The sequence below is a fragment of the Streptomyces sp. HUAS ZL42 genome, assembly GCF_040782645.1.
Lineage (GTDB): Bacteria > Actinomycetota > Actinomycetes > Streptomycetales > Streptomycetaceae > Streptomyces.
In genome coordinates this window covers 8,449,363-8,474,516 of the sequence record NZ_CP160403.1, presented here as the reverse complement: position 1 = coordinate 8,474,516, position 25,154 = coordinate 8,449,363, and the positions used below count along the sequence as shown (strand labels likewise).

Genomic DNA, 25,154 nt, shown 5'->3' with positions numbered 1-25,154 from the left:
TCCCGCATCGTGGGAAACTGGTGCAATCCCGGCGGTAAGGCGGCAGCCATGAAGGATACGGCGATCGATTACGCGGCTGTGTTCCAGGCGCTGCCCGGGATGGTGGCGCTGCTCACGCCCGATCTGGTGTACGTGGACGTCAACGAGGACTTCCTGCGCGTGGCCGGACGCAAGCGGGAGCAGCTCATCGGCCGCCACCTGTTCGACGTCTTCCCGGACAACCCCAACGACCCCGCCGCGACAGGCGTGCGCAACCTGGCGTCCTCGCTGCACCGGGTGATCGCGATCGGCGAGCGCGACACCATGGCCCTGCAGCGCTACGACGTCGAGGACCCCGACCGTCCCGGGGAGTGGGAGGTGCGCTACTGGAGCCCGGTCAACGCACCGGTGTTCGGCCCGGACGGCAGGGTGGCGCTGGTGGTGCACCGCGTCGAGGAGGTCACCGAGCTGATCCGGGCCCGCGGCGGTCCCAGGGGAGGCAAGGCCCGGGTGCTCGAGGCCGAGCTGTACACGCGCGCCCGCGAACTGCAGGAGGTCAACGAGCGGTTGCGCCAGGCGCACGCCCGCGAGCGCGAGGTCGCGCTGGCCCTGCAGGAGGCGATGCTGCCCGCCCGCCTGCACGTGGGGGACCACCGGGCCGCCGTGCGCTACCGGCCCGCGGTGGGCGCGCTGAACGTGTGCGGGGACTGGTACGACCTGATCGATCTGGTGGGCGGCCACCGTATCGGGGTCTCCGTCGGCGACGTGGTCGGCCACGGTCTTGAGGCCGCCGGTGTCATGGGACAGCTGCGCAGTGCGCTCAGCGCCGCCTCCCGCGTCGCCGAGGGTCCCGCCCACGCCCTGAACGTGCTGGGGCGCTACGCGCATGTCGTCGACGGTGCCGAATCGGCCACTGCCGTCACGACGTTCATCGACTTCGACGACCGCATGATCACCTACAGCAGTGCCGGACATCTGCCGCCGGTGCTGGTGCACGCCGACGGCAGCGTGGAGTTCCTCGACAAGGCCACCGATCCTCCGCTCGACGCCCAACCCGACCCGACGCCGAGACCCCAGGCCCGCACCGCCTTCACCGACGGTGCCATCCTCGCCCTGTACACGGACGGCCTGATCGAGCGGCGCGACGAGGACATCGACACCGGCCTGGCCCGGCTCGCCGACTCCCTGCGCCGGCACCGGACACAGGACCCCGAGACCCTGGCCGACGCCGTCCTCCTGGAGCTGCTCCCGCCCGGCGGCGCCACGGACGACACGGCACTGATCATCGTTAGGCTGTGACAGCGCTTGCCATCACCGCGGCGAATCCGCCACGGCCCCGCGCAACGCGCCCGGGCCAGGTTCCGGGGGCATCCGGCTGCCCCTACACTGGCACCCCCACCACACGCCCGTTGACCTGCCAGAACGCGGAGTTGAGCCGATCCGCCACAGTGAGGAGCGACCCCCTTGTTCTACTACCTGCTCAAATACGTGCTGTTGGGGCCGTTGCTGAGACTGGTCTTCCGGCCCCGAATAGAGGGCCTCGAGCACGTACCGCAGTCGGGTGCGGCGATCGTCGCCGGCAACCACCTGTCCTTCTCCGACCACTTCCTGATGCCCGCGATGCTCAAGCGGCGCATCACCTTCCTCGCGAAGGCCGAGTACTTCACCGGCCCCGGCATCAAGGGCCGCCTCACCGCGTTCTTCTTCCGCAGCGCCGGGCAGATCCCGGTCGACCGCTCCGGCAAGGATGCGGGCCAGGCCGCGATCCGCGAGGGCCTCGGCGTGCTGCGCAAGCAGGAGCTGCTCGGCATCTACCCGGAGGGCACCCGCTCGCACGACGGCCGCCTCTACAAGGGCAAGGTGGGCGTCGCGGTAATGGCGCTCAAGGCCCAGGTCCCCGTCATCCCCTGCGCGATGATCGGCACCTTCGAGGCCCAGCCCCCGGGCAAGGTCATCCCCAACATCCACCCCGTGGTGATCCGCTTCGGCAAGCCCCTCGACTTCTCCCGCTACGCCGGCATGGAGAATGAGAAGGCGATCCTGCGCGCCGTCACCGACGAGATCATGTACGCGATCCTGTCGCTGTCCGAGCAGGAGTACGTCGACCAGTACGCGGCCGTGGTGAAGGCCGAGGAGGCAGCCGCGAAGGCGGAGAAGGAACGCAAGTTCCCGCGGATGCCTTTGAGTTGAGATCTGCCGTCGGCAGAAGGGCACGCCCCTTCACCGGGGCCGGCCGTAGGGTCGCGGCATGAAACGTGCTGTGGTGATCGGAGCGACGGGCCAGATCGGCCGCCCGACGGTGCACGCCCTCGCCCGCGACGGCTGGGAGGTGACGGCCGCGTCCCGGGGCGGGGGCCGGGACGAGACATGGCCGGACGCCGTAGGGACGGTGCGGCTCGACCGCACGGACGACTCGGCGCTGGCCGCTGTGGTGGGCGACGGCTGTGATCTGGTGGTCGACGTCGTCGCCTACGGGGCCGGGCACGCCCGGCAGTTGACGGGCCTTGCAGACCGCATCGGCTCCGCGGTGGTGATCTCCAGCGTGTCGGTGTACGAGGACGGCAACGGCCGGGGCTTCGACACACAGGGCGAGCCGGGCGGTTTCCCGCAGTACCCCGTGCCCATCGGGGAGGACCAGCTGACGGTCCCGCCCGGGGACACCACGTACAGCACCCGCAAGGCGGCCCTGGAAGGTGAACTCCTCGCCGCCGGAGACCTGTTGCCGACGACGCTGCTGAGGGCGGGGGCGATCCACGGGCCGTTCAGCCCGATCCCCCGCGAGCTGTACTTCGTGAAGCGCAACCTGGACGGCCGGCACCGGCGGGTGCTCGCCTTCCGGGGTGAGAGCCGGTTCCACACGGCGAGCGCCCGCAATATCGCCGAGCTGATCCGGCTGGCGGCGGCGCACCCGGGCTCCCGGGTGCTCAACGCCTGCGATCCGCAGGCGCCGACCGTCGCCGAGCTGGGCGAGGCGGTCGACGCGGTCATGGGCGTCACGACGGACACCGTCCTCGTGGACGGCCCCGAACCCGCCCCGAACGTGGGCGGCACCCCGTGGTCGGTGCCACTGCCGGTGGTGTGCGACATGTCCGCCGCCGCACGGGAGTTGGGCTACGGCCCGGGGCTGTCGTACGCAAAGAGCCTGCCGGAGACGGTCGGCTGGCTGGTGGGCCGGCTGGAGCGGCAGGACTGGCGGGAGGCGTTTCCCACGCTCGCGGGGATCTATCCCGACCTCTTCGACTACGCGGCGGAGGACACCTGGTGGGAGGCGCGCGGCGGTGCATGAGCGAGGGGCGGCCGGAGATTCCGGCCGCCCCTCAAACCGTACCGACGGCTACGGCTTCGGCGTGGCGTGCGGCGCGCAGGTCACGTCCTTGGTGTCGAGCTTGCCGGTGAGCAGGTAGGCGTCCACCCGGCTGTTGATGCACGGGTTGACCAGTCCGGTCACGCCGTGCGAACCCGCGTCCTTCTCGGTGATCAGGCGGGAGCCCTTGAACCGCTTGTGCAGTTCCACGGCACCGTCGTACGGGGTGGCCGCGTCACGCTCGGACTGCACGATCAGCACCCCGGGCAGGCCCTTGCCGGTCTTGACGTTCACCGGGGTCTGCTGCTTGACCGGCCAGAAGGCACACGGCAGGTTCATCCAGGCATTGGCCCAGGTGAGGAAGGGATAGTCCTTGTTCAGCCGCGTGTTGTCGCTGTTCCACTTCCGCCAGCTGGTGGGCCACTTGGCGTCGGTGCACTCGACGGCCGTGTAGACCGCGTTGCCGTTCTCCGAGGCGATGTTGCCGGCCGTGTCGGTCAGGTCCGGGGCGGCCGCGTCGACCAGGGCCTGGGTGTCACCGGCGAAGTACTTGCTGAGGACCGTCGCCACCGGGATCCACGAGGAGTCGTAGTACGGGGCGCCCTGGAAGAAGGAGATCAGCTCGGCCGGGCCGACGAGACCGCCGATGGGGTTCTTCTTGGCGGTCGCACGCAGCTCGAGCCACTTGCCCTGGACGGCGGCACGGGTGGTGCCCAGGTGGAAGGTGGCGTCGTTGGCGGCGACCCAGTCCTCCCAGTCCTTCCAGCGGCCCTCGAAGGCGACGTCCTGGTCGAGGTTGGCCTCGTACCAGATCTTCTCGCGCGACGGGTTGACGACACTGTCGACGACCATGCGGCGGACGTGGCCCGGGAACAGCGTGCCGTACACGGCGCCCAAGTAGGTGCCGTAGGAGACGCCCAGGTAGTTGAGCTTCTTCTCGCCGAGGGCGGCGCGGATGACGTCCAGGTCGCGCGCGGTGTTCGGCGTGGTCATGTGGGGCAGCATCGCGCTGCTGCGCTCGTAGCAGCCCTCGGCGTACTCGCGGGCGAGCTTGATCTGGGCGAGCTTGTCGGCCTCGCTGTCCGGGACCGGGTCGGCCTTGGGCGCCTTGACGAACTCCTGCGGGTCGGCGCAGGAGATGGGCGCGGAGTGGCCGACACCGCGCGGGTCGAAGCCCACGAAGTCGTACGCCTTGGACGTGTTCACCCACAGCGGGTTCTTGGTGGTGACCCGGCGCGGGAAGCGCAGGCCGGAACCCCCGGGGCCGCCGGGGTTGTAGATGAGGGCGCCCTGGCGCTCTCCCTTGGTCCCCGTGCTGCCGATGCGGTCGACGGCGAGCTTGATCTGCTTGCCGTAGGGCTTGGCGTAGTCGAGCGGCACCGTGACCCAGCCGCACTGGATGGGCTTCTCCAGGCCCCAGTCCGCGGGACAGTCCTGCCAGTCGATCCCCGCCTTCGCCGCCCGCGCCGCGGCGATCGCGGCGCCGCGCGCCTCGCGGTCCTGCCCATGCCGGCTGGTCGCGCTGGCGGTGGGCGCCGCCACAGCACCGGCTATCAGAGTCGCGGTGACGATCGCTCCGGCCGAACCGAGCGCCGCCGTCCGCCTCTTCGGTCTCATGTCCCTCAAGTGGGCACTCCCCGTACGTCGTTGTGTCATGTACGGGGAATGATCCTCGTGGCTGTGAGGTCCCTGAGAACAGAGGTCGTTGACCTTCTTTGCCAATCCGATAACCGGAAAGAGATGTACCGCTCAGCGGATGTGAGGGACGGTCACCCGATGACCGCCAACGCCTCGTCCAGCACCCGGCGCAACCGCAGCCCGTCCCCCGCGACGGCGGTGACCAGAGCGGCGGGCCCGGCGAGCGGAGTGATCACGGCCCCCTCCTCCAGGACGCGGGGTACGAGGGGCTGGTGGCCGAACTCCGGCCGTACGACCACGAGTTGACCCACAGTCCGGTGTCCCGCCAGAACGGCCGGCCCGTCCCAGCCGCCGGGCGCTCCGGGCCCGCAGGCCAGCTCCTGGTCGAGAACGACCCGACCCGCGATCCGGACCGTAAGACGGCTGCCAAGCCGCCCGGGTTCCTCACCGGCCCGCCCGAGCACCTGCTCCTCGCGCAGCACGAGCCGGGCGCCGGCGGCGAGGTCGGCCCGTGTGGTGACATACAGCTCGCTGCCGTGGGCGGAGATCAACGGCTCGGGCAGCCAGCACAGTTCACCCCCGTCGGCCACGCTGAGCCGCACGTCGTACCGTGCCTCGCCCTTCGCCTGCCCGGGCAGCGCGATGGTGGCGGCGGCCGACCCGACGCGCAGCCGGGCGCCTTCCTCGACCTCCGCACGCACAGTGAAGTGGTCGCCGCCGAGCGGACCGCTCATGGCCCCCACGAGCAGGACCCGTGCCTCGGTACCGCTCCCCCGCGTCCGTCGCGGGGCCAGCGGCCCCTCGCCCTCGAGCACCGGCAGGGCGGTCCCGTTCCGGCCGTCTGCCTGCGCGCGGATCCTGGCAGTCGCCCGGACCCCCGTCGTCCCCGCGGTCATGCCGTCCACGCGGCGAGCTGCGCCCGCACCCACTGGGCCACGTCCCTTGCCCCGGCCTCGCTCCTGAGCGACTGGAAGACGACGGGCAGTTCGGCCCGCTGGGTCTTGGCGTCGGCCGCCATCCGCCCGAGGTCGGAGCCGACGTAAGGGGCGAGGTCCGTCTTGTTGACGACGAGCAGGTCGGCGGTGGTGACGCCGGGCCCGCCCTTGCGCGGAATGTCGTCGCCGCCGGCCACGTCGATCACGAAGATCTGAGCGTCGACGAGCCCCTTGGAGAAGGTGGCGGTGAGGTTGTCCCCGCCGGACTCGACGAGAATGAGATCGAGCGGCCCGACCTCGTCCTCCAGATCCTCCACCGCTTCCAGATTGGCGGAGATGTCGTCCCGGATCGCGGTGTGCGGACAGGCACCCGTCTCCACGGCGGTGATCCGCTCGGGGGGCAGCACGGCCTCCCGCAGCAGGAACTCCGCATCCTCACGCGTGTAGATGTCGTTCGTGACGACGGCGAGGGACAACTCGTCCCGCAGGGCCCGGCACAGCGCGGCGACGGTCGCGGTCTTCCCGGACCCCACGGGCCCGCCGAGCCCGATACGCAGGGCCCGCCGCGAACCGTCGGGACGGCGAGCATCGGCGCTCACGGCGGAGGGGCCTTGGTGGGTGTGGTCGAGGTGCATGAAACGGCTCCTAATGGGGTGCCCTCTTGTCCGACCGGGTCGGGGGGTGGTTGGGCAAGGGTTCGGCGGGGGCACAACCCCCTACGACGCAAACAGCCGTACGGCCCAGGCCGCATGCACCTCCGCCCCGATCTCCAGCAACGGCGCAGAAGCAGCCGGCAAGGCATCGACCCCGTCCTCGACGACCCTCCGAGCCGCCTCCACCGCCCGATCCACCACGCGATCCACCTCCGGCGCCAGCCGAGCCAGCACCGCGGTGGCGTCGAACGGATCCAGACTCAGCAACCGCACCGTCGCCGACGCCGGCCCACTCACACTCTCGTACGCCGCACAGTACGCAGCCTCCTGCGCCCCCAGCCCCGCCGCCCGCGCCGCAAGCCCGAGCACCACCGGCTGATGCACCCCCTTGGGAAACTCCCGCGCCACGGCGTCGAGTTCCGCGGACGGCCATGTCGCGCGAGCGGCACGCATCAACTGCCGCCCCAGCTTGCGCGCCGCGACCCGCAACGCGGGCGACGGCGTCCGCGCATCCGCTGCCGCGTCCAACACCGAAGGCGACACACCGAGTGCGGCCGCCGCGGCCACCGCCGCCGCGACCAGCCCCGCCGTGTGCAGCCGGCCCCGGCAGAAGTCCTCCAGACTCGCCGCTCCGGTGACGCGTCCGGCCTTGACGGCCGCCTCCGCCCCGCCGGAGTGCGCATGCCCCCCGGCGGGAAAGCGGCCGTCGGCCAGGACGAGAAGTGCTGCCCGTGACATCGCGATCCGCACCTTCCGGCCCGTCAGAAGAGGAAGTACCGCTGTGCCATGGGCAGTTCGGCCGCCGGTGTCGCCTCGACGAGTTCCCCGTCGATGTGCACGGCGAAGCTGTCGGGATCGACCCGCACCTCGGGCCGCGCGTCGTTCTCGCGCATATCGGCCTTGGTGACCCCACGCGTCGACTCGATCGCGACGAAGCGCTTGCCCAGCCGGAGCCGCTCCGGCAGCCCGTCCTCGATCGCCAACGGCGCCACGAAGTTGAACGAGTTGGAGGCCGGCGCCCGCCCGATCGCCCCGTACATCGGACGCGGCAGGATCGGCTGCGGCGTGGGGATCGAGGCGTTCGCGTCGCCCATCTGCGCGTACGCGATCTGTCCGCCCTTGATGACGAGGTGCGGCTTCACGCCGAAGAACGCGGGTTCCCACAGCACGAGATCGGCGAGCTTCCCGGTCTCCACCGACCCGATCTCACGAGCGAGGCCCTGCGCGAGTGCCGGATTGATCGTGTACTTGGCGACGTACCGCCGCACCCGCCGGTTGTCCGCACGCCCGTCACCGGGCAGCGCGCCCCTGCGCCGCTTCATCACGTGCGCCGTCTGCCAGGTCCGCATGACGACCTCGCCCACGCGCCCCATGGCCTGGGAGTCGGACGAGATGATGGAGATGGCCCCCAGGTCGTGCAGGATGTCCTCCGCCCCGATCGTCGACGGCCGGATCCGGGACTCGGCGAAGGCCAGGTCCTCCGGCACCGCCGGGTTGAGGTGGTGGCACACCATCAGCATGTCGAGGTGTTCCTCGGCGGTGTTGACGGTGAACGGCCGCGTCGGGTTCGTGGAGCTGGGCAGCACGTGCGGCTCGGACACCACGGTCATGATGTCCGGCGCGTGCCCGCCGCCCGCGCCCTCGGTGTGGTAGGCGTGGATGCCGCGCCCGCCGATCGCGGCGAGTGTGTCCCCGACGAAACCGGCCTCGTTCAGCGTGTCCGTGTGGATGGCGATCTGGATGCCGGTCTGTTCGGCGACGGTCAGCGAGGCGTCGATGACGGCCGGGGTGGAGCCCCAGTCCTCGTGCAGCTTCAGCCCCAGTGCGCCGCCGCGGATCTGCGAGAGCATCGCCTCGTGCGAGACGGTGTTGCCCTTGCCGAGGAAGCCGATGTTGAGCGGGTACTGCTCCATCGCCTCCAGCATCCGGGCCAGATGCCAAGGGCCGGGCGTGACGGTGGTCGCCTTCGAGCCCTCCGCCGGTCCGGTGCCGCCGCCGACCAGCGTCGTGATTCCGGCGGACAGTGCCTCGTCGGCGATCTGCGGGCAGATGAAGTGCACGTGCGCGTCGATGGCGCCCGCCGTCAGGATCCGTCCGTTGCCCGCGATGACCTCGGTCTCCGGTCCGATCACCAGATCCGGGTGCACCCCGTCCATGGTGTCCGGGTTGCCCGCCTTGCCGATCCCGGTGATCCGGCCGTCGCGAATGCCGACGTCGGCCTTCACCACACCCCAGTGATCGACGATGACGACGCCCGTGATGACGGTGTCCGGCGTGCCGTCTGCGCGCGTAGCACGCGCCTGGCCCATGGATTCGCGGATGACCTTGCCGCCGCCGAACACGGCCTCGTCACCGGCGAGTCCGGGACCGCCGGAGCGGTCCTCCTCGATCTCGATCAACAGGTCGGTGTCGGCGAGCCGGATGCGGTCGCCGGTGGTGGGGCCGAACAGGTCGGCGTACGCGGCGCGCGAGATCTCAGGCATCGAGGGCACCTCCGGTCTCCCCGCGCAGCCCGGGCACCACACGGGCGCCGGTGAGCGGGACGAGTTCGACGTCGACGGGGATCCCGGGCTCGAAGCGCACGGCGGTGCCGGCGGCGACGTTCAGCCGCTTGCCGCGCGCGGCGGCGCGGTCGAACTCCAGGCCGGGGTTGGCCTCGGCGAAGTGGTAGTGGGAGCCGACCTGGACAGGGCGGTCGGCGGCGTTGAGGACGGTCAGCCGGGTGACCTCGCGGCCCGAGTTGTAGACGATCGGGTCCTCGGCGAACAGGATCTCTCCGGGAATCATCGAGGCTCCCTCAGACGATCGGGTCGTGGACGGTGACGAGCTTGGTGCCGTCCGGGAAGGTCGCCTCGACCTGGACGTCGTGGATCATCTCGGGGACGCCTTCCATGACGTCGTCCCGGGTGAGCAGCTTGCGTCCGGAGGACATGAGCTCCGCGACGGTACGGCCGTCACGCGCGCCTTCGAGGATGTGCGACGTGATGAGCGCGACGGCCTCGGGGTGGTTCAGCTTCAGCCCGCGCGCCCGCCGCTTCTCCGCCACGTCGGCCGCCACGTGGATCAGCAGCCTCTCCTGCTCGTGCGGGGTCAGTTGCACGTCCCACCTCACATCCTCGCCCGGACCGTGCGGGGCCCGGTTGCCTCGGCCACCGGGCAAAGTCCCTGGTGGCGTGGATCGGCAGGCTAGTTGGACCGCATTTCAGGCAAGTTAACCGAGCTGTGATCCACTCAGGCCTCCTTCTGCGGGGCCGACACGCTCGTCAATGCCCGTAGACCGTTCTGGAGCACCTCGACCGGGGCGCGCCCGAACAGGGACTGTTGTGCGATGAACCCCGTCACCGTGGCGATCATGGTCCGTGCGACGTCGTCCGCCGGGAGGTCCGGCCGCATCATCCCGGTGTCCTGGTAGGACTCGACGATCCTCACCCAGGCCGCGCGCACCGCGCCGTACCCCTCCCGCAGGACGGCCGCCAACTGCTCGTTGCGCAGCGTCTCGGTCCAGACCTGGACGACCAGCCGCGGGTAGGCAGGCTCCCCGTCGACGGTCAGGTTCTCGCGCAGGGCGAGCGTACGGCTGAGCACGGAGCCCACGAGGAGGTCCGGCGGTGGTGGCGGGCTCTGCCGTGACGCCTCTTCGAAGGCCGCACGGACCCCGCCGAGCACCTCGCCGACGATCGCGGCGATCAGCTCCTCCTTGCCGCTGAAGTAGCGGTACACCGCCCCGGCCGAGAGGTCGACCTCCTTCAGCACGTCCTGCATGGACGTGGCGTGGAAGCCGTTGCGGGCGAAGCAGAGCGCGGCGCCGTCGAGGATCTGACGGCGGCGGGCGTCGAGGTGTTCCTGGGATACGCGGGCCATGACCCACAACGTAAAACGAACATTCCTTCTTGACAAGCTGACGCATCGGCAGGACCGTGGGGCCGAAGAAAAACGAACGATCCTTCTTTTTTAGCGCCCGAAGGGGAATCCCATGACCACCACCTCCGCCGCCCCGACCAGGGCACCCGCCCGCCGCCTGATCGCGGTGCTCGTGCTCGTTCCCCTCCTCGCGGCGGTCGCCCTGTGGGCCTTCGCCTGGCCCGCCGCCCGCACCGCGCCCCATGACCTGCCCCTCGGCGTAGCCGGCCCCGCCGCCGCGACGGCGCAGGTGGAGCACCGACTTCAGCAGCACGAGGGCGCGTTCGAGATCCACCGGTACGCCGACGAGTCCGCCGCCCGCGAGGCCATCGAGCAACGGACCGTGTACGGGGCGGTGGTCGTCGGCGCCCGGGGTCCGGAACTGCTGACCGCGTCGGCCGCGAGCCCGATGGTCGCCCAGTTGCTGCAGCAGGCGGTGACCGGGCAGGCCTCCGCCGACGGCACCCAGATGAGGACCGTCGACGTCGTGGCCACTCCCGCGGCTGACCCGCGGGGTGCGGCCCTGAACGGGAGCGTGCTGCCGCTGGCACTGGCCGGGATCGTGGCGGGCGCGGCAGTGACCCTGCTCGGGCTGCGCGGGATGCGCGCAGCCGCCGCACTGATCGGCGCCGCCTGCCTGGTGGGCGCGGCCGCGGCCGCGCTCGCGCACAGCTGGCTCGGGGTACTCACCGGGAACTGGTGGGCGGAGGCCTCGGTCTTCGGTCTGTCGACGCTGGCGGTGAGCGCGGCCGTCGCCGGGTTCGCCGCCCTGATCGGTCCCGCGGGCGTCGGAGTCGTGTCGTTCGTGGTGATGTTCCTGGGCAACCCGTTCTCCGGAGCGTCCTCGGCCCCGCAGCTGCTGCCCGAGCCGGTCGGGACGATCGGCCAGTGGCTGCCGCCGGGCGCCGGCGCGACCCTGCTGCGCTCGGTGTCGTTCTTCGACGGCGCGGCGGCGACCGGCCCGGCCCTGACACTTACGTGGTGGGCCGCATTCGGCCTGGGCGCCGTCCTGCTCGGCAGCTCACTGAGGGGACCGGCGAAGCACACCGAGCCGGCCGTCGAACGGGAGCCGGCCCTCGTCGGCTGACCCGCCCACCGCACGCACCGGCCGTGCACCCCCGCAGTGGCGGACGGGGGTGCACGGCCTTTTCGCTGCGCTGTGAGGTGGCCGGCGCCGCCCTACGACGGGCCGGGGCCCCGGTGCTCCGCCGCGATGCCGAACCGCTGCCGTTCGCCGGCAGCGGACGCCACTTCACGGACGGCGGAGACCGAGCTGATCACCTGCTCCTCCACCGGCTTGTCGAGCTCCTCGAGTCGTTCCAGGTCAGCGGCGGAGACAAGGGCGACGAGGGGCTTGCCGTGCCGTGTCACCACGACACGCTCACCGCCGTACACCACGCGGTTGATCAGGTCGGCGAGCTCAGCCCTGGCTTGCGTCACCGGAATCTCGTAGGCCATGTGCCCATTCTACCGTCACGTACATCCTGTACATTTCTTACAGAAGACTCTGCGACGAGGAGGGGTTCGCCATGATCCGACCAGCCGCCCGCTACGTGCTTCCCGAGATCACCGAGCGCACGAGCCACGGGACCAAGACCCAGGACCCGTACTCGAAACTGCTGGAGGAGCGGATCGTCTTTCTCGGCACGCAGGTCGACGACACCTCGGCGAACGACGTGATGGCGCAGTTCATGTACCTGGAGCACAGGGACCCCGACCGGGACATCTCGCTCTACATCAATTCGCCCGGCGGCTCGTTCAGCGCCATGACGGCGGTCTACGACACGATGCAGTACGTCACCTGCGACGTGGAGACCATCTGCCTGGGCCAGGCCGGCTCGTCCGCCGCGGTGCTGCTGGCCGCCGGCGCACCGGGCAAGCGGTTCGCGCTGCCGGGCGCCCGCATGGTGATCCACCAGCCGGCCCTGTCCGAGCCGGTCCAGGGACAGGCGAGCGACCTGGCCATCCAGGCCGAGGAACTGATGCGCGTTCGAGCCCGCCTGGAGGAGATGCTCGTACGGCACACGGGGCGCGACCGCGAGCAGGTGACCGCGGACATCGAACGGGACAAGATCCTCACCGCAGAGGAGGCGGTCGAGTACGGCCTCGTGGACCGGATCATTCCCCACCGCAGGGCCACCCTCGCCCCGCCCACCGGCAGGTGACCCGCCGATGCTGCCTGACGAACTGCCACCGCTGCCCGCCCTCACCCGCGCCGAGGGAGAGCTGATCGACCGTTACCTCGACGTGGTCGACCTGCTCGGGCGCATCAACCCCGCGCACCACGGGGACACGTACCGCGGCCTGCGAGCCGCGCAGGCCCTCGTGCGCAAGGCGGCCGAGCTGCGGGACGCCCTGGCGCTGATGCACCAGCGCGGCGAGACCGAGTTGCACGCGCCCACGCTGGCGCGCGCGCTGCGCGTCCTGGACGGGGAGCGCCGCACGGCGCGTGTCACGGTGCCGCCACGCTCCGACAGTTGACGCACTGACAGCGGCTCCGGGCCATCACTTCCGATCGCGAAACGTCCGGAGCGGACTTGAAACGGACCAAACGAGGTACCCCCTTTGGGAGTAGACGCCCGTCCTTTTTCGGGACCGTCGAAGTTGCGCAACGTGCAGGACACTGACGCGGAATGAGGCGCTCCGCCGCTGGTCCGGGCGCCCTCGGGGATCTGGACACCCCCTCGAACAGAGGGGTGTCCACCCGAACGGGTGAGTGGTGAGTAACGCCACAAATCCCCGATTCCATTGGGTTTTTCGGCCACCTGTGAGTGAAGATCCCTGTCTGACGACAAGCCCCCGCCACAGCGGCGGGGCGGTCCGGGCGGACGCCGAGTCCTGCCGCCGCCCGGATGACCGGTCGACAGGAGTGGATCGGCAGGAGTGGAGGACCCAGGCAAGACGGGTCATCGGAACGGTCACGCCATGACCGGGCCGAGCAGCCCTTGGGGTGAAGCCGCGGCAACGCGGCCGGGCCACTTCGCCAGCCCGAATCCGACAGGTCATCCTTCACAGGCGGCTGACGAAGGGTTGCGCATGACTGCGCTCAATCGTGTCCCGTCGCTGATGGCCCGAGCCGGTACGGCTTCGGCGCTCACCATTGCCGCCGTGGGCGGCTCCATCGTGGTCCCGGGTGTCGCGTCCGACGCCGCGGCCGCCACGCCTGCGACGAAGGCACTCCAGATTGCGGCCTCCAAGAAGGGCTCCCCGTACAGGTGGGGCGCCACGGGGCCGCGGCGGTTCGACTGCTCCGGGCTCACGCTGTACTCGTACAAGAAGGCGGGCAAGAAGCTGCCCCGTACGGCGGCCCAGCAGTACAACAAGACCCGCCATATCTCGGCCAAGAGCCGCAAGGCCGGTGACCTCGTGTTCTTCCACTCGGGCTCCTACGTCTACCACGTCGGCATCTACGCCGGTAAGGGCAAGATCTGGCACGCGCCGAAGACCGGGGACGTGGTGAAACTGCAGAAGATCTGGACGAAGAGCGTCTGGTACGGCCGGGTCAAGTGACCTTCCCGGGGCGGTGACGGCAGCCTGACACGCCGTCGCCGCCCCGGGGACCTCCCCGGGCCGCGGGCAGCGGTTCGGCGAGCAGAGCCGCGCCCAGAGCCGCCGGCGTGGCTGTTTCTACGGTTCCTGCTGGCCCGCCGCCGTGACCGGCTCGGCCGGTACGGTCCACGGCAGTTCGATGGAGACCGTCTTGCCGCCCTCCCGGGTGGGCCGGACCCTCAGTTTTCCGCCGCACTCCGCGGCCAGCCAGCGAATGATCACCATGCCGCGGCCGTTGTCCTGCTGGACGGCGGCCGGCAGCCGTTTCGGGAATCTCGGATGGCTGTCGGTGACGCCGATGCGCAACTGTTCGTCGCGGTCGAGGACGAGGTCCACCGTGAAGGTGGGTGACTGTCCGAAGGTGTGCTGCACGGCGTTGGTGGAGAGTTCGGAGACGATCAGCCGGATCGTGTCGGCCACTTCCGTGGTCTCCGGCAGGCCCCACTCCGCGAGCGTGCTCACCACGAAGGTGCGGGCCGCGGAGACCGAGGCGGGATCGCTCGGCAGAGTGACGGATGCTTCCAGATGGTCTGCCATGGCGACGTCGTCCCTTTCCCACGGGACCGGAGTCCGACACGGTGCGGATGGTTCGAGTACGGTCCCGGACTGGTGCATTGCCGCCAGAGTGCCATTACCGCGTCATTCACGAGGGGCGATCCACCAACTTATGCATATATCTGTCGCTCGATGCGGTGAACTCTGCGACGGCAGAGCGTATTTGGGTGGCTCGGAGGGAGTAAGGAGGGGCCCATGCAGCACGGTCCCGCGGTGCGCCGCCGGAAACTGGGCGCCGAACTGCGCACGCTGCGCTCCCGGGCGGGGCTCACCAGTGGTGAGGCGGCCCGGCTGGTGGGCTGGCACCAGTCGAAGGTGAGCCGGATCGAGACCGGCACGAGCGGTGCGAAACCGGCCGATGTGCGGCTACTGCTCGACGCCTACGGTGTGGCCGATCCCCAACTGCGCGAACTCCTGGTCGTGTTGGCGGGCTCCGACCACGTCGGTGGCCACCACTGGTGGCACGCCTACCGGGGCGTTCTGCCGCCCACCTACCGGGACTTCATCAGCCTGGAGTCCCAGGCGAGCGCGATGCGCACGCTGGAGACGTCCGTCGTTCCGGGGCTGTTGCAGACGCCCGAGTACGCACGCGCGGTGACCCGGGCCGCGGTGGACGGTCTGGAGTCGGAGCGGCTCGACGCGCTCGTCGAAGTCCGGCTGGCCCGGCAGGACGTGCTGCGTGCGGAGCCCCCGCTGGAGCTCAGCGCGGTCCTCGACGAGGCGGTCCTGCGCAGGGAGGTCGGCGGTCCCGAGGTGATGGCCCGGCAGCTGGAGCAGCTGGTGGAGGCGGCACGCCTGCCCCAGGTACGCCTTCAGGTTCTGCCGTTCGCCGCAGGGGCGCACATCGGCGTCACTGGCCCTTTCGTAATCTTCTCATTTTCGCGCACTTCTGATCTGGATGTGGTTGTTCTCGACCACTTGACGAGTAGCCTCTATCTCGAACGGAAAGAAGACCTCCGGGCCTATACCGAGGCCTTCAACTCCCTTCAGATCCACGCCCTTTCCCCCGAGGACTCGTTGGATTACATCGCCGCGATAGGTGACGGCGCGTAAGGAGGCCCCATGCCTGCTCCGCCTCGGAACGTACGCTCCAGCCTCGATCTGCCCGGAGTGCGCTGGCTGCGCAGCAGCTACAGCACGGGCGCGAACAACTGCGTCGAGACCGGCCTGCCGCGCTCCGGCCCCTGGGCCGGGCTGCTCGCCGTACGCGACTCCAAGGACCCGGCAGGACCCGCACTGCTCTTCTCCCCCGGGAGCTGGGCGGGCTTCACGGCCGCGTTCCGGCCCTGATCATTTCCGTAGGGTGCGACGCCCGGCCGTGTCACGCCGACTCACGGTCGTGTCCCGTCGATCACGCGTACAGCGCGTTCGATCTGCTCCTCGGAGAGGTCCGCGCGGGCCGTCAGCCTGAGCCGTGAGACCCCGTCAGGCACGGAAGGAGGACGGAAGCAGCCGACGGCGAGACCCGCCGCACGGCAGTCCGCCGCCCACCGCACGGCCCCCTCCGGGGACGGCGCACGCACGGAGACCACCGCGGCGTCCGGAGGTACCGCTTCCAGGCCCGCGGCGGTCAGCCGTGCGTGCAGTTCGGCCGCCACCGAGCGCGCCCGCGCGGCCCGCTCCGGCTCGCGGCGCAGCAGCCGCAGCGCCGCGAGGGCGGCGCCGGCGGCCGCGGGGGCCAGGCCGGTGTCGAAGATGAACGTCCGGGCCGCGTTGACCAGGTGGTCGATCACCCGGGCGGGACCGAGGACGGCCCCGCCCTGACTGCCGAGCGACTTGGACAGCGTGACCGTCACGACGACGTCGTCGGCGCCCGCGAGTCCCGCCGCGTGCGGGGCGCCGCGGCCGCCGTCGCCGAGCACGCCGAGCCCGTGGGCGTCGTCGACGACCAGCCCGGCGCCGTGCTCACGGCAGACCGCGGCGAGCCCGGCCAGCGGGGCCGCGTCGCCGTCGACCGAGAAGACCGTGTCGGAGACGGCGACGGCGGGCCCCTCATGCGTCCGGAGCGCTTTGCGCACCGCGTCCGGATCGGCGTGGGCCACCACCTGTGTCGCGCCGCGGGCCAGCCGGCAGCCGTCGATCAGCGAGGCGTGGTTGCCCGCGTCGGAGACGACCAGCGAGCCGTGCGGGGCCAGCGCAGTGACCGCGGCCAGGTTGGCCGCGTACCCGGAGGAGAACACGAGGGCCGCCTCGAAACCGCAGAAGCCGGCCAGCTCGCGTTCCAGCTCCGCGTGGAGCTCCGTCGTACCGGTGACAAGGCGGGAGCCGGTGGCGCCACCGCCCCAGGATTGTGCGGCCCGGGCCGCGCCCTCGGTGATCTCCGGGTGGCGGGCCAGGCCCAGGTAGTCGTTGCTCGCGAGGTCGAGAAGCGGCGAGTCGGCGGGGCGCGGGCGCAGGGTCCGCACGAGTCCGGCGCGGCGGCGCAGCTCCGCCTGCTCGTCGATCCAGCCGAACGCCATGGGTCCTCCGGGGAGTTCGTTTGCGGGCAGCACAAAGCGCGAGGGCTTTTGTAGGCAGTGCACAGACACTAGCCGGACGACCCGCCCCCCATGATGTGGCAATACCCACACGTCGAAGTGACAGCGTTGTGCAAACTCTCCTTGGCCGCGGGCGGGTCCGTAGGACAGGATCGGCTCTCATGGACCTGCTGAACACGCTGGTGGACAAGGGGCTTCGGCGCGAGCTGCCGACCCGCGAGGAGGCGCTGGCCGTGCTGGCCACCTCCGACGACGACGTGCTCGATGTGGTGGCCGCGGCCGGAAAGGTGCGCCGGCACTGGTTCGGGCGACGGGTGAAACTGAACTATCTCGTCAACCTGAAGTCCGGACTGTGCCCGGAGGACTGCTCCTACTGCTCCCAGCGGCTCGGTTCCAAGGCCGAGATCCTGAAGTACACCTGGCTCAAGCCCGACGATGCCTCCAAGGCCGCGGCGGCCGGGTTGGCGGGGGGCGCCAAGCGGGTCTGCCTGGTGGCCAGCGGACGCGGTCCGACCGACCGGGACGTGGACCGGGTCTCGGAGACCATCAAAGCGATCAAGGAGCAGAACGAAGGGGTCGAGGTGTGCGCCTGCCTCGGTCTGCTCTCCGACGGCCAGGCCGACCGGCTGCGCGAGGCCGGCGCGGACGCCTACAACCACAACCTCAACACGTCCGAGGGGACGTACGGGGACATTACGACCACGCACACCTACGCCGACCGCGTCGACACCGTGCAGAAGGCGCACGCGGCGGGTCTGTCCGCCTGCTCGGGGCTGATCGCGGGCATGGGCGAGACCGACGAGGACCTCGTCGACGTGGTCTTCTCGCTGCGCGAGCTGGACCCCGACTCGGTTCCGGTCAACTTCCTGATCCCGTTCGAGGGCACTCCGCTGGCCAAGGAGTGGAACCTGACGCCGCAGCGGTGTCTGCGCATCCTGGCCATGGTCCGCTTCGTGTGTCCGGACGTCGAGGTGCGCATCGCGGGCGGCCGCGAGGTCCACCTGCGCACGATGCAGCCGCTGGCCCTGCACCTCGCCAACTCGATCTTCCTCGGCGACTACCTCACCAGCGAGGGCCAGGCCGGCAAGGCCGACCTGGAGATGATCGCGGACGCCGGGTTCGAGGTGGAGGGCGCCGATCAGGTGACACTGCCGGAGCACCGGGCGGGCGGGGGCTGCGGGTCCCACGAGAGCGCCGGGTGCGGGTCCCACGAGAGCGCCGGGTGCGGGTCCCACGAGAGCGCCGGCTGCGGTGCGCACGAGGGCGGCGGCGTGTGCGGCTCCGGTGCCGGTGCGGCCGCTCCGGCCGGCGAGCCGCGCACCGACCTCGTCGCCGTACGCCGCCGCGGCGCCGGTACGGACCTCGCGCCCAATGCCTGACCTGAGCGTGCCGGAGCTGCTGGAACTCGACCGGCGGCACGTCTGGCATCCGTACGGACCGATGCCGGGCCGTGTCGACCCGCTCGTCGTGGAGTCGGCGAGCGGGGTGCGGCTCCGGACGGCGGACGGCTCGGGCGAGCTGGTCGACGGCATGTCCTCCTGGTGGTCGGCGATCCACGGCTACAACCACCCGGTGCTCAACGAGGCCGTGCGCGAGCAGCTGGCGCGCATGAGCCACGTCATGTTCGGCGGGCTCACCCATGAGCCCGCCGTGCGGCTGGCGAAGCGACTTGTCGACATCTCGCCGGACGGTCTGGAGCATGTCTTCCTCGCCGACTCGGGCTCGGTGTCCGTCGAGGTCGCGGTCAAGATGTGTCTGCAGTACTGGCGCTCGCTCGGCCGCGCCTCCAAACAGCGCCTGCTGACCTGGCGCGGCGGCTACCACGGCGACACCTGGCAGCCGATGTCGGTGTGCGATCCCGAGGGCGGGATGCACGAGCTGTGGACCGGTGTGCTCCAGCGCCAGGTGTTCGCCGAGCCGCCGCCGACCGAGTACGAGGAGTCGTACGCCGACCATCTGCGCGCGCTGGTCGAGCGGCACGCCGACGAAATCGCCGCGGTGATCGTCGAACCGGTGGTCCAGGGTGCGGGCGGGATGCGGTTCCACTCCCCCGCGTATCTGCGGGTGCTGCGCGAGGCGTGCGACGCGCACGACGTGCTGCTGGTGTTCGACGAGATCGCGACCGGGTTCGGGCGCACGGGCGCGTTGTTCGCGGCGGACCACGCGGCGGTGACGCCGGACGTGATGTGCGTGGGCAAGGCGCTCACCGGCGGTTATCTGACGATGGCGGCGACGCTGTGCACGTCACGGGTGGCGGACGGGATCTCGCAGGGCGAGGTGCCGGTACTCGCGCACGGTCCGACGTTCATGGGCAATCCGGTGGCCGCGGCCGTCGCCTGCGCCTCGATCGATCTGCTGCTCGGCCAGGACTGGCTGTCGGAGGTCAAGCGGATCGAGGCGGGACTGCGGGAGGGGCTGGCCCCCGCCGTGGAGGTACCGGGCGTGAAGGACGTCCGGGTCCTGGGCGCCATCGGGGTCGTCCAGCTCGACCACGCCGTGGACATGGCGGCGGCGACACGGGCCGCCGTACGCGAGGGCGTGTGGCTGCGGCCGTTCCGCGACCTGATCTACACGATGCCGCCCTACGTCACCGGCGACGCGGACCTGGCACGGATCGCACGGGCCGTGTGCGCGGCGGCACGGGAGGGATGACATGTCGGTACTGGTGATCACGGGGACGGGCACGGAGGTCGGCAAGACGGTCACGACCGCCGCCGTCGCCGCTGCGGCCCTCGCGGCGGGCCGGTCGGTGGCCGTGCTGAAGCCCGCGCAGACCGGGGTACGCCCGGACGAGCGCGGGGACGCCGACGAGGTCGCGCGGCTCGCGGGCGCCGTGACTGCGGCCGAACTCGCCCGCTACCCCGATCCGTTGGCCCCCGGTACGGCCGCTCGGCGGGCCGGTCGAGCCCCGGTGCACCCGCAGGACATCGCCGAGGCCGCCGCGAAGCTGGCCACCGATCACGACCTCGTGCTGGTCGAGGGGGCGGGCGGGCTGCTCGTCCGGTTCGACGCGGCCGGCGGCACGCTGGCGGACGCGGCCGAGCTGCTGACGGCGCCGGTGCTGGTCGTGGCGTCGGCGGGCCTGGGCACGCTCAACGCGACGGAGCTGACGGCACGTGAACTGCGCTCCCGCAATCTCCAGTTTGCCGGAGTGGTGATCGGGAGCTGGCCCGACTCCCCCGATCTCGCGTCGCGTTGCAACCTCGCGGATCTCCCGGACGTGTCCGGCGCTCCCCTGCTGGGGGCGCTGCCCGCCGGGGCGGCGGCCCTGGAGCCCGCCGACTTCCGGGCCGCGGCCCCGGGTTGGCTGGCGCCACGCCTGGACGGGACATGGGATGCGGAAGCCTTCCGCGTACGGCAGGCGCCCTAAGAGGCGTCGCTCTCGACGACGAGACGCACAAGCTCTATGCGGGAGCGGATGCGTCGCGTTGCAACCTCGCGGATCTCCCGGACGTGTCCGGCGCTCCCCTGCTGGGGGCGCTGCCCGCCGGGGCGGCGGCCCTGGAGCCCGCCGACTTCCGGGCCGCGGCCCCGGGTTGGCTGGCGCCACGCCTGGACGGGACATGGGACGCGGAAGCCTTCCGCGTACGGCAGGCGCCCTAAGAGGCGTCGCTCTCGGCGACGAGACGCACAAGCTCTATGCGGGAGCGGATGCCCAACCGGCTGAAGACACCCCGCAGATGGTGGTCGATCGTGCGGGGGCTGAGTGCGAGGCGGCCGGCGATCTCTCGGTTGGTGGCGCCCTCGGCGGCCATACGGGCGATCAGGAGTTGCTGGGCGGTCAGGCGCGCGACGGGGTCGCCGGCGCCACGTGCGGGTGAGGCGGGGGCGCCGAGGGCGCGGAGTTCGGCGCGGGCCTGGCCGGCGCAGTGCGGGGCGCCGAAGGACTCGAAGGCCTCCAGGGCGCTGTGCAACCGGTCGCGTGCCTCCGTGCGACGGCGCAGCCGGCGCAGCACGGAGCCGAACAGCAGTTCCGTACGGGCGCGTTCGAAGTCGCGGGTGCCACGGGCGTGCAGGTCGAGGGCCGTGCGGTAGTGGTCGAGGGCCTCGACTCCGGGTGTGAGCAGGGCCCGGCTGCGGGCGCTCAGGGCCAGGTCGTCGGGGCTGCGGACGGCACGGGCCCAGCGGTCGTAGTCCGCGTGCGCGGCCCGGGCGACCCGGGTGTCCCCGGTGCGGGCGGCGGCCTCGACGTAGTGCGGGGTGGCCAGGTGGCGGATGGCCCGGTGGCCGTGGCCGGGACCGAAACCGGCGAGGGCGCGCAGTCGTGCAGCGGCCGCGTCGTACCGGCCGAGGGTCAGATCCAGGAAGGCCAGCGCCCACTGGGCGAGCGCTGCGGGCAGGCCCAGTCCGCGGGCGAGGGCGTACGAGCGGGAGGCCTCGGCCCGTTCGCGGCAGACGTCGGCGTCGCCCGTGATCGCCGCGAACATCGCCAGGGCAGCCTGCAGATGGCAGGCGCCGTTGTCCTGTCCGGTGGCGTGGGCCTGACGCAGAGCGTCGGCCGCGGCGGCCTCCGCGGTGCGCGGACGGCCGGTCCAGAAGTCGGCGTACGCACGGAACTCCATGGCCTGTGACACCCCGGCCGTCGCGCCCTGTCCCCTGGCCGAGGCGGCCGCGCGCAGGGTGGCGGTGGCGGCGCGGGTGTGGTCGCCGAGCATCAGCGCGGCGATACCGGCGTGCAGCAGGAGGGTGGGATCCCCGCCGGGACCGCACCGTCCGGCCGTCGCCTCCAGCAGATCCCGGGCGTCCTCGTACCGCCCGTCGACGGCCGCCGCCAGCCCGCTCAGGGTGCCCGGAGGCACGATCCCCGCCCGGCGGGCGAGCCCGGCCGCCTCCCGGCAGCGTCTCAGGTCACCTGTGTACATGGCCGCTTCGGTGGCCCGGGCCAGGAGTTCGGTGGCGGGGGCGGATGCGTCCGCCGGTACGGCTGCCCGGCTCCGCCGCCCGGCGCCTGCCTCCGCCGGCACGGATGCCCCATCCGCTCCGGCCTCCCCCGCCGCCGCCAGCAACGCGTCGAACGCCTCGGACGCGTTGCCCGTGCGCAGGGCGAGGAGGCCGGTGAGGGCGTCGTCGTGCGTGCCGTCGGCGAGCCGGCGGGCGCGGTCTCCGTCGCCGGCGCGCCAGGCGTCGGCGCCGGCCATGGCCAGCAGACGGTCCCGGTCGTGCGGGTGGGGGGAGAGCGTGGCGGCACGCTCGGCGAGGGCGGACGCCAGCGCGGGACGGCCCGCGGACCGTGCCTGGTCCGCGGACGTCCGCAGCTCCGCAGCCAGCCGGGCGCTGGGCCCGAGCGCACCCGCTGCCCGGTGCCAGGAGCGATGGGGCGTCTCGCTCCGGCCGGGCAGTACACGTGCCAGCAGCCGGTGGACGTCACGCCGGTCCGCAGGGGAGGCCGTCTCGTACGCGGCGATCCTCGTCCAGGCGTCCCGGAAGCGCACCCCGCCCGCCGTCGCATACGCGATCCCGGCCGTCTCGGCCGCTTCGAGCGGACGGGTGTCGAGGCGGGCGGCCGCGACGGCACGCAGGAAGGCGTGGGTGGGGACCGGGTACTGGTCGGCCGACGCGAGGAGCAGCAGCAGCCGGGTGTCGTCGGGCAGCGCCCGCACCTCGGCACGGTGCGCGCGCAGCAGCTCCGGGGCGAGTTCGGCGGGCTGGGTCGGCAGCGGGTCGAGGCCGGCCGACTGACGCGGAGTGAGGAGCGGGACGAGTTCGGCGGCGGCGCGCGGATCGCCGTACACGGAACGCAGCAGCCGTACCCGGACGCCTTCCGGGAGCGCCGCGGCCCGGCTCGGCCTCCCGTCCGGGAACGGCGGTGGCGAAGTGCGGTCAAGAGGTGGGGGGTTCACCGGAGTCACCACGCAATCGACGTTACTGGCGAGTTAATTGACACGTAAAGACCGGCGATTTCGCCGATGCGGCGCGCATAGACCCGATCCGACACTCCTGACAACCCCACACGTTTCAGGAGGCTTCATGCAGCGCCACAAGCGTCGTATGGCCACGGTCCTGTCGGCCGTGGTCGCATCGCTCCTTCTGTCACTGTCCTTCTCCGCACCGTCCGCCCACGCCGCGACCCACAACCCCGTCGTCTTCGTGCACGGCATCAGCAGTTCGTCGAGCAGCTGGGACGACTGGGTCGCCGACTTCAAGGCCGACGGCTACTCCGCCGCCGAGCTGGACGCGTGGTCCTACAGCTGGTCGCAGTCGAACGTCACCACCGCCCAGCAGCTGGCCACCGAGATCAAGAACGTCCTCGCGAGGACAGGCGCGTCCAAGGTCGACATCGTCGCTCATTCCATGGGTGTGCTCAGCGCCCGCTACTACCTGAAGAACCTGGGCGGAACGTCATACGTCGACGACTTCGTCTCCACGGCGGGCACGAACCACGGCACGACCACCGCCTCGTGGTGCGCGTGGCTCTACACGTCGTGCGCCGAGATGTACACGGGCAGTTCGTTCCTGACCGCGCTCAACTCCGGCGACGAGACGCCCGGCGGCGTCGCGTACGCCAGCTACTGGTCGAACTGCGACGACGCGCTCACCCCCGACACCACCGCGATCCTGAGCGGCGCCACCAACGTGGAGGTCGGGTGCGTTTCGCACACCGACATGAACAACGACTACGGGGTGTACGAGCAGGTGCGGGACTTCGTGGCCTGACGGCCGCGGCGTAGAGGGGGTGCGCGGGGCTCGTTCGGGGGACAATCGCGGTAGCGGCAACTGCGCGCAGGAGGTCGCCATGCCGACGGGAGCCACCAGGGACGCCGTCCACCACCCCCTCTTCGCCCGTTTCTACGCCCGGTTCAGCGTGGCGGCCGAACGCACCGTCGGCCCGCACCGTACCGAGTTGCTGGGCGGGCTGTCCGGGCGGGTCATCGAGATCGGAGCGGGCAACGGGCTGAACTTCGCGCACTTTCCGAGAGCGGTCTCCGAGGTCGTGGCGATCGAACCGGAGCGCACCCTGCGGCAGCTGGCGCTGACCGCGGCACGGCGCGCGGACGTGCCGGTGGACGTGGCGCCGGGCGCGGCGGAGGCGCTGCCGGTCAAGAGCGAGGCCTTCGACGCCGCCGTGGTGTCACTGGTGCTGTGCAGTGTGCGCGACGTGGAGCGCGCTCTGCGGGAGATCCGGCGTGTGCTGCGCCCGGGCGGCGAGCTGCGGTTCTTCGAGCACGGCAGGGGCGGCGGCCGGGGCATGCTGCTGACCCAGCGCGCACTGGACCGCACGGTGTGGCCGCTGCTGTTCGGTGGCTGTCATGTGAGCCGTGACCCGGTGGGCGCCATCAGGTCGGCCGGATTCGAGGTCGGGCCGTACCGGCGACTGCTGGTACCGGACAAGGGGCCGACCGTCCCCAGTTCGTACTGTGTGCTCGGCACGGCCTGGCGGCCCTCTGAGCAGCAGAGCTCCTGATCACAGGCTCCACTGCCGCAGTTCGCGGGCGATGTCGGCGACCGAGGCCTCGCCGCTCTTCACCAGGCGGGCCAGCTCGCGTACCTGCTCGGGCGAGGTGACGACCTTGAGGCCGCTGGCGACCAGGTAGGCGTAGGCGACCGCGGATGCGAACAGGGCGTTCGAGCGTTCCAACGCCGGCACGTGGATGAGCAGTTGGAGAAGCGAGGCGGCGCGTGCGTGCGGGGTGTCGTAGACGGGGACGTCGAATATCTCGGCCTGGTGCCGTGCGACGGCGGCGACGAGAGCTCCCCAGTCGGTGACCTGCGGATCTCCGGGGGTCATCCGCTCGGCGAGCATCAGCAGCCAGGCGAGATCGATTCTCAGATCGTTCAACGGCTCAGCGACGACCTTCGTGCTCCGCGCCGAACTCCTCGGCGAAGACCGTCTCGTACTGCTTCATGAAGTCGGCGGCGGCCTCCACGAAGGTGTGACCGACCTCGCCGGTGTCCTGTCTGACCAGCTCTTCGATGTAGCGGTTGACGCTCATGCCGCGGGCCAGGGCGCGTTCACGGGCGGCGCGGGCCGTGCCCTCGTCCACCCTCACGTTCAGCTGGGTCTTCGCCATACATAGAAGCTAGCGCCGGCACGCTAGCACCGGCAAGTGGTCCTCCCCCGGGTGGAGCGTGGCCCTTACATCCGTATCAGGGACCCGACCTGGGGCGGAGGCCGATCGGGACCTTTGGGGGATTCCGAGTGTGCGCGGGATCACACTACGCTCGG

28 protein-coding genes, 1 pseudogene and 1 riboswitch are annotated in these 25,154 nt (G+C 71.3%); of the genes and pseudogenes, 15 read left to right on the top strand and 14 right to left on the bottom strand.

The genetic code is table 11. The features are described from left to right. Positions 1 to 48 precede the first annotated feature (48 nt). From ABZO29_RS38715 to ABZO29_RS38705, 3 genes are all read left to right on the top strand, one after another. Complete coding sequence (locus ABZO29_RS38715; RefSeq protein WP_367324854.1) at positions 49 to 1,278, top strand: PP2C family protein-serine/threonine phosphatase; 1,230 nt, start codon at positions 49 to 51, stop codon at positions 1,276 to 1,278. 165 nt (positions 1,279 to 1,443) lie between these two features. Next, positions 1,444 to 2,169 (top strand): lysophospholipid acyltransferase family protein, encoded by a 726-nt coding sequence (locus tag ABZO29_RS38710; protein WP_367324853.1) that lies wholly within the window; start codon positions 1,444 to 1,446, stop codon positions 2,167 to 2,169. 70 nt (positions 2,170 to 2,239) lie between these two features. Next, on the top strand, positions 2,240 to 3,265 hold the full coding sequence (locus tag ABZO29_RS38705) for an NAD-dependent epimerase/dehydratase family protein (protein WP_367326359.1): 1,026 nt from the start codon (positions 2,240 to 2,242) through the stop codon (positions 3,263 to 3,265). A gap of 48 nt (positions 3,266 to 3,313) precedes the next feature. On the opposite strand, the gene ABZO29_RS38700 is transcribed toward ABZO29_RS38705, so the two are convergent. The 8 genes from ABZO29_RS38700 to ABZO29_RS38665 form a co-directional block, all read right to left on the bottom strand. Further along, positions 3,314 to 4,900 carry an alpha/beta hydrolase gene (locus tag ABZO29_RS38700; RefSeq protein WP_367324852.1) on the bottom strand — a complete coding sequence of 529 codons (1,587 nt, stop codon included), beginning with the start codon at positions 4,898 to 4,900 and terminating at the stop codon, positions 3,314 to 3,316. 152 nt (positions 4,901 to 5,052) lie between these two features. Beyond that, positions 5,053 to 5,817: an urease accessory protein UreD gene (locus ABZO29_RS38695; protein ID WP_367324851.1), complete on the bottom strand. Its 765-nt coding sequence runs from the start codon at positions 5,815 to 5,817 to the stop codon at positions 5,053 to 5,055. Continuing rightward, positions 5,814 to 6,491, bottom strand: coding sequence for an urease accessory protein UreG (ureG, locus tag ABZO29_RS38690; RefSeq protein ID WP_367324850.1), 678 nt, complete (start codon positions 6,489 to 6,491; stop codon positions 5,814 to 5,816). Before ureG ends, ABZO29_RS38695 begins: the two co-directional genes overlap by 4 nt. Positions 6,492 to 6,572: 81 nt before the next feature. Further along, positions 6,573 to 7,247: an urease accessory protein UreF gene (locus tag ABZO29_RS38685; RefSeq protein WP_367324849.1), complete on the bottom strand. Its 675-nt coding sequence runs from the start codon at positions 7,245 to 7,247 to the stop codon at positions 6,573 to 6,575. Positions 7,248 to 7,270: 23 nt separating this feature from the next. After that, positions 7,271 to 8,992, bottom strand: a complete 1,722-nt coding sequence (locus ABZO29_RS38680) for an urease subunit alpha (protein ID WP_367324848.1) — start codon at positions 8,990 to 8,992, stop codon at positions 7,271 to 7,273. Then, positions 8,985 to 9,296: an urease subunit beta gene (locus ABZO29_RS38675; protein ID WP_367324847.1), complete on the bottom strand. Its 312-nt coding sequence runs from the start codon at positions 9,294 to 9,296 to the stop codon at positions 8,985 to 8,987. Before ABZO29_RS38675 ends, ABZO29_RS38680 begins: the two co-directional genes overlap by 8 nt. A gap of 10 nt (positions 9,297 to 9,306) precedes the next feature. Beyond that, complete coding sequence (locus ABZO29_RS38670) at positions 9,307 to 9,609, bottom strand: urease subunit gamma (RefSeq protein WP_037890687.1); 303 nt, start codon at positions 9,607 to 9,609, stop codon at positions 9,307 to 9,309. A 131-nt stretch (positions 9,610 to 9,740) separates the two neighbouring features. Next, a complete protein-coding gene (locus tag ABZO29_RS38665; protein WP_367324846.1) occupies positions 9,741 to 10,370 on the bottom strand; it encodes a TetR/AcrR family transcriptional regulator in 630 nt (209 codons plus the stop codon). A 112-nt stretch (positions 10,371 to 10,482) separates the two neighbouring features. Between ABZO29_RS38665 and ABZO29_RS38660 the strand changes: the two genes are divergently transcribed. Beyond that, positions 10,483 to 11,496 (top strand): ABC transporter permease, encoded by a 1,014-nt coding sequence (locus ABZO29_RS38660; RefSeq protein ID WP_367324845.1) that lies wholly within the window; start codon positions 10,483 to 10,485, stop codon positions 11,494 to 11,496. A 92-nt stretch (positions 11,497 to 11,588) separates the two neighbouring features. On the opposite strand, the gene ABZO29_RS38655 is transcribed toward ABZO29_RS38660, so the two are convergent. Continuing rightward, on the bottom strand, positions 11,589 to 11,867 hold the full coding sequence (locus tag ABZO29_RS38655; protein ID WP_367324844.1) for a type II toxin-antitoxin system Phd/YefM family antitoxin: 279 nt from the start codon (positions 11,865 to 11,867) through the stop codon (positions 11,589 to 11,591). A 71-nt stretch (positions 11,868 to 11,938) separates the two neighbouring features. Here ABZO29_RS38655 and ABZO29_RS38650 point away from each other — a divergent pair, with 71 nt between their 5' ends. The 3 genes from ABZO29_RS38650 to ABZO29_RS38640 all read left to right on the top strand — a co-directional run bounded on the left by ABZO29_RS38650 (position 11,939) and on the right by ABZO29_RS38640 (position 13,919). Beyond that, positions 11,939 to 12,574, top strand: a complete 636-nt coding sequence (locus ABZO29_RS38650; RefSeq protein ID WP_367324843.1) for an ATP-dependent Clp protease proteolytic subunit — start codon at positions 11,939 to 11,941, stop codon at positions 12,572 to 12,574. Between the two features lie 7 nt (positions 12,575 to 12,581). Beyond that, the gene (locus ABZO29_RS38645) at positions 12,582 to 12,890 is read left to right on the top strand and encodes a hypothetical protein (protein ID WP_367324842.1); all 309 of its coding nucleotides are present in this window, start codon (positions 12,582 to 12,584) and stop codon (positions 12,888 to 12,890) included. A 338-nt stretch (positions 12,891 to 13,228) separates the two neighbouring features. Further along, positions 13,229 to 13,442, top strand: a riboswitch (cyclic di-AMP (ydaO/yuaA leader). Positions 13,443 to 13,445: 3 nt separating this feature from the next. Next, entirely contained in the window at positions 13,446 to 13,919 is a 474-nt protein-coding gene (locus ABZO29_RS38640) for a C40 family peptidase (RefSeq protein ID WP_367324841.1), read from the top strand. A gap of 117 nt (positions 13,920 to 14,036) precedes the next feature. On the opposite strand, the gene ABZO29_RS38635 is transcribed toward ABZO29_RS38640, so the two are convergent. Next, on the bottom strand, positions 14,037 to 14,495 hold the full coding sequence (locus ABZO29_RS38635) for an ATP-binding protein (RefSeq protein ID WP_367324840.1): 459 nt from the start codon (positions 14,493 to 14,495) through the stop codon (positions 14,037 to 14,039). A gap of 213 nt (positions 14,496 to 14,708) precedes the next feature. On the opposite strand from ABZO29_RS38635, the gene ABZO29_RS38630 reads away from it, so the two are divergent. Next, positions 14,709 to 15,566 carry a helix-turn-helix domain-containing protein gene (locus ABZO29_RS38630; RefSeq protein ID WP_367324839.1) on the top strand — a complete coding sequence of 286 codons (858 nt, stop codon included), beginning with the start codon at positions 14,709 to 14,711 and terminating at the stop codon, positions 15,564 to 15,566. A gap of 9 nt (positions 15,567 to 15,575) precedes the next feature. Further along, positions 15,576 to 15,803 (top strand): DUF397 domain-containing protein, encoded by a 228-nt coding sequence (locus ABZO29_RS38625; RefSeq protein WP_367324838.1) that lies wholly within the window; start codon positions 15,576 to 15,578, stop codon positions 15,801 to 15,803. 41 nt (positions 15,804 to 15,844) lie between these two features. On the opposite strand, the gene ABZO29_RS38620 is transcribed toward ABZO29_RS38625, so the two are convergent. Continuing rightward, on the bottom strand, positions 15,845 to 16,972 hold the full coding sequence (locus ABZO29_RS38620) for an 8-amino-7-oxononanoate synthase (protein WP_367324837.1): 1,128 nt from the start codon (positions 16,970 to 16,972) through the stop codon (positions 15,845 to 15,847). A 179-nt stretch (positions 16,973 to 17,151) separates the two neighbouring features. On the opposite strand from ABZO29_RS38620, the gene bioB reads away from it, so the two are divergent. The 4 genes and pseudogenes from bioB to ABZO29_RS38600 form a co-directional block, all read left to right on the top strand. Then, the gene (gene bioB, locus ABZO29_RS38615; protein ID WP_367324836.1) at positions 17,152 to 18,369 is read left to right on the top strand and encodes a biotin synthase BioB; all 1,218 of its coding nucleotides are present in this window, start codon (positions 17,152 to 17,154) and stop codon (positions 18,367 to 18,369) included. Then, complete coding sequence (locus ABZO29_RS38610; RefSeq protein WP_367324835.1) at positions 18,362 to 19,642, top strand: adenosylmethionine--8-amino-7-oxononanoate transaminase; 1,281 nt, start codon at positions 18,362 to 18,364, stop codon at positions 19,640 to 19,642. Before bioB ends, ABZO29_RS38610 begins: the two co-directional genes overlap by 8 nt. A 1-nt stretch (position 19,643) precedes the next feature. After that, positions 19,644 to 20,360: a dethiobiotin synthase gene (gene bioD, locus ABZO29_RS38605; protein ID WP_367324834.1), complete on the top strand. Its 717-nt coding sequence runs from the start codon at positions 19,644 to 19,646 to the stop codon at positions 20,358 to 20,360. Between the two features lie 50 nt (positions 20,361 to 20,410). Next, positions 20,411 to 20,593 (top strand): annotated as a pseudogene (locus tag ABZO29_RS38600) (dethiobiotin synthase); the annotation flags it as partial. On the opposite strand, the gene ABZO29_RS38595 reads toward ABZO29_RS38600, so the two are convergent. Next, positions 20,590 to 22,842 (bottom strand): LuxR C-terminal-related transcriptional regulator, encoded by a 2,253-nt coding sequence (locus ABZO29_RS38595; RefSeq protein WP_367324833.1) that lies wholly within the window; start codon positions 22,840 to 22,842, stop codon positions 20,590 to 20,592. The pseudogene ABZO29_RS38600 and the gene ABZO29_RS38595 overlap by 4 nt on opposite strands. Positions 22,843 to 22,957: 115 nt before the next feature. Between ABZO29_RS38595 and ABZO29_RS38590 the strand changes: the two genes are divergently transcribed. Both ABZO29_RS38590 and ABZO29_RS38585 read left to right on the top strand, forming a co-directional pair. Further along, on the top strand, positions 22,958 to 23,644 hold the full coding sequence (locus ABZO29_RS38590; RefSeq protein ID WP_367324832.1) for an esterase/lipase family protein: 687 nt from the start codon (positions 22,958 to 22,960) through the stop codon (positions 23,642 to 23,644). 79 nt (positions 23,645 to 23,723) lie between these two features. Next, positions 23,724 to 24,392 carry a class I SAM-dependent methyltransferase gene (locus ABZO29_RS38585; RefSeq protein WP_367324831.1) on the top strand — a complete coding sequence of 223 codons (669 nt, stop codon included), beginning with the start codon at positions 23,724 to 23,726 and terminating at the stop codon, positions 24,390 to 24,392. On the opposite strand, the gene ABZO29_RS38580 is transcribed toward ABZO29_RS38585, so the two are convergent. Together ABZO29_RS38580 and ABZO29_RS38575 are read right to left on the bottom strand one after the other, a co-directional pair. Then, positions 24,393 to 24,767, bottom strand: a complete 375-nt coding sequence (locus tag ABZO29_RS38580; RefSeq protein ID WP_367324830.1) for a fic family toxin-antitoxin system, toxin component — start codon at positions 24,765 to 24,767, stop codon at positions 24,393 to 24,395. 4 nt (positions 24,768 to 24,771) lie between these two features. Next, positions 24,772 to 24,999 (bottom strand): antitoxin, encoded by a 228-nt coding sequence (locus ABZO29_RS38575; RefSeq protein WP_367324829.1) that lies wholly within the window; start codon positions 24,997 to 24,999, stop codon positions 24,772 to 24,774. Positions 25,000 to 25,154: the final 155 nt, after the last annotated feature.

Coding starts and splice junctions, on each gene's coding strand:
- ABZO29_RS38715 (WP_367324854.1), top strand. CDS start 49: ATGAAGGATACGGCGATCGATTACGCGGCTGTGTTCCAGGCGCTGCCC.
- ABZO29_RS38700 (WP_367324852.1), bottom strand. CDS start 4,900: ATGAGACCGAAGAGGCGGACGGCGGCGCTCGGTTCGGCCGGAGCGATC.
- ABZO29_RS38695 (WP_367324851.1), bottom strand. CDS start 5,817: ATGACCGCGGGGACGACGGGGGTCCGGGCGACTGCCAGGATCCGCGCG.
- ureG (WP_367324850.1), bottom strand. CDS start 6,491: ATGCACCTCGACCACACCCACCAAGGCCCCTCCGCCGTGAGCGCCGAT.
- ABZO29_RS38685 (WP_367324849.1), bottom strand. CDS start 7,247: ATGTCACGGGCAGCACTTCTCGTCCTGGCCGACGGCCGCTTTCCCGCC.
- ABZO29_RS38680 (WP_367324848.1), bottom strand. CDS start 8,992: ATGCCTGAGATCTCGCGCGCCGCGTACGCCGACCTGTTCGGCCCCACC.
- ABZO29_RS38675 (WP_367324847.1), bottom strand. CDS start 9,296: ATGATTCCCGGAGAGATCCTGTTCGCCGAGGACCCGATCGTCTACAAC.
- ABZO29_RS38665 (WP_367324846.1), bottom strand. CDS start 10,370: ATGGCCCGCGTATCCCAGGAACACCTCGACGCCCGCCGCCGTCAGATC.
- ABZO29_RS38660 (WP_367324845.1), top strand. CDS start 10,483: ATGACCACCACCTCCGCCGCCCCGACCAGGGCACCCGCCCGCCGCCTG.
- ABZO29_RS38655 (WP_367324844.1), bottom strand. CDS start 11,867: ATGGCCTACGAGATTCCGGTGACGCAAGCCAGGGCTGAGCTCGCCGAC.
- ABZO29_RS38650 (WP_367324843.1), top strand. CDS start 11,939: ATGATCCGACCAGCCGCCCGCTACGTGCTTCCCGAGATCACCGAGCGC.
- ABZO29_RS38645 (WP_367324842.1), top strand. CDS start 12,582: ATGCTGCCTGACGAACTGCCACCGCTGCCCGCCCTCACCCGCGCCGAG.
- ABZO29_RS38640 (WP_367324841.1), top strand. CDS start 13,446: ATGACTGCGCTCAATCGTGTCCCGTCGCTGATGGCCCGAGCCGGTACG.
- ABZO29_RS38635 (WP_367324840.1), bottom strand. CDS start 14,495: ATGGCAGACCATCTGGAAGCATCCGTCACTCTGCCGAGCGATCCCGCC.
- ABZO29_RS38630 (WP_367324839.1), top strand. CDS start 14,709: ATGCAGCACGGTCCCGCGGTGCGCCGCCGGAAACTGGGCGCCGAACTG.
- ABZO29_RS38625 (WP_367324838.1), top strand. CDS start 15,576: ATGCCTGCTCCGCCTCGGAACGTACGCTCCAGCCTCGATCTGCCCGGA.
- ABZO29_RS38620 (WP_367324837.1), bottom strand. CDS start 16,972: ATGGCGTTCGGCTGGATCGACGAGCAGGCGGAGCTGCGCCGCCGCGCC.
- bioB (WP_367324836.1), top strand. CDS start 17,152: ATGGACCTGCTGAACACGCTGGTGGACAAGGGGCTTCGGCGCGAGCTG.
- ABZO29_RS38610 (WP_367324835.1), top strand. CDS start 18,362: ATGCCTGACCTGAGCGTGCCGGAGCTGCTGGAACTCGACCGGCGGCAC.
- bioD (WP_367324834.1), top strand. CDS start 19,644: ATGTCGGTACTGGTGATCACGGGGACGGGCACGGAGGTCGGCAAGACG.
- ABZO29_RS38590 (WP_367324832.1), top strand. CDS start 22,958: ATGCAGCGCCACAAGCGTCGTATGGCCACGGTCCTGTCGGCCGTGGTC.
- ABZO29_RS38585 (WP_367324831.1), top strand. CDS start 23,724: ATGCCGACGGGAGCCACCAGGGACGCCGTCCACCACCCCCTCTTCGCC.
- ABZO29_RS38575 (WP_367324829.1), bottom strand. CDS start 24,999: ATGGCGAAGACCCAGCTGAACGTGAGGGTGGACGAGGGCACGGCCCGC.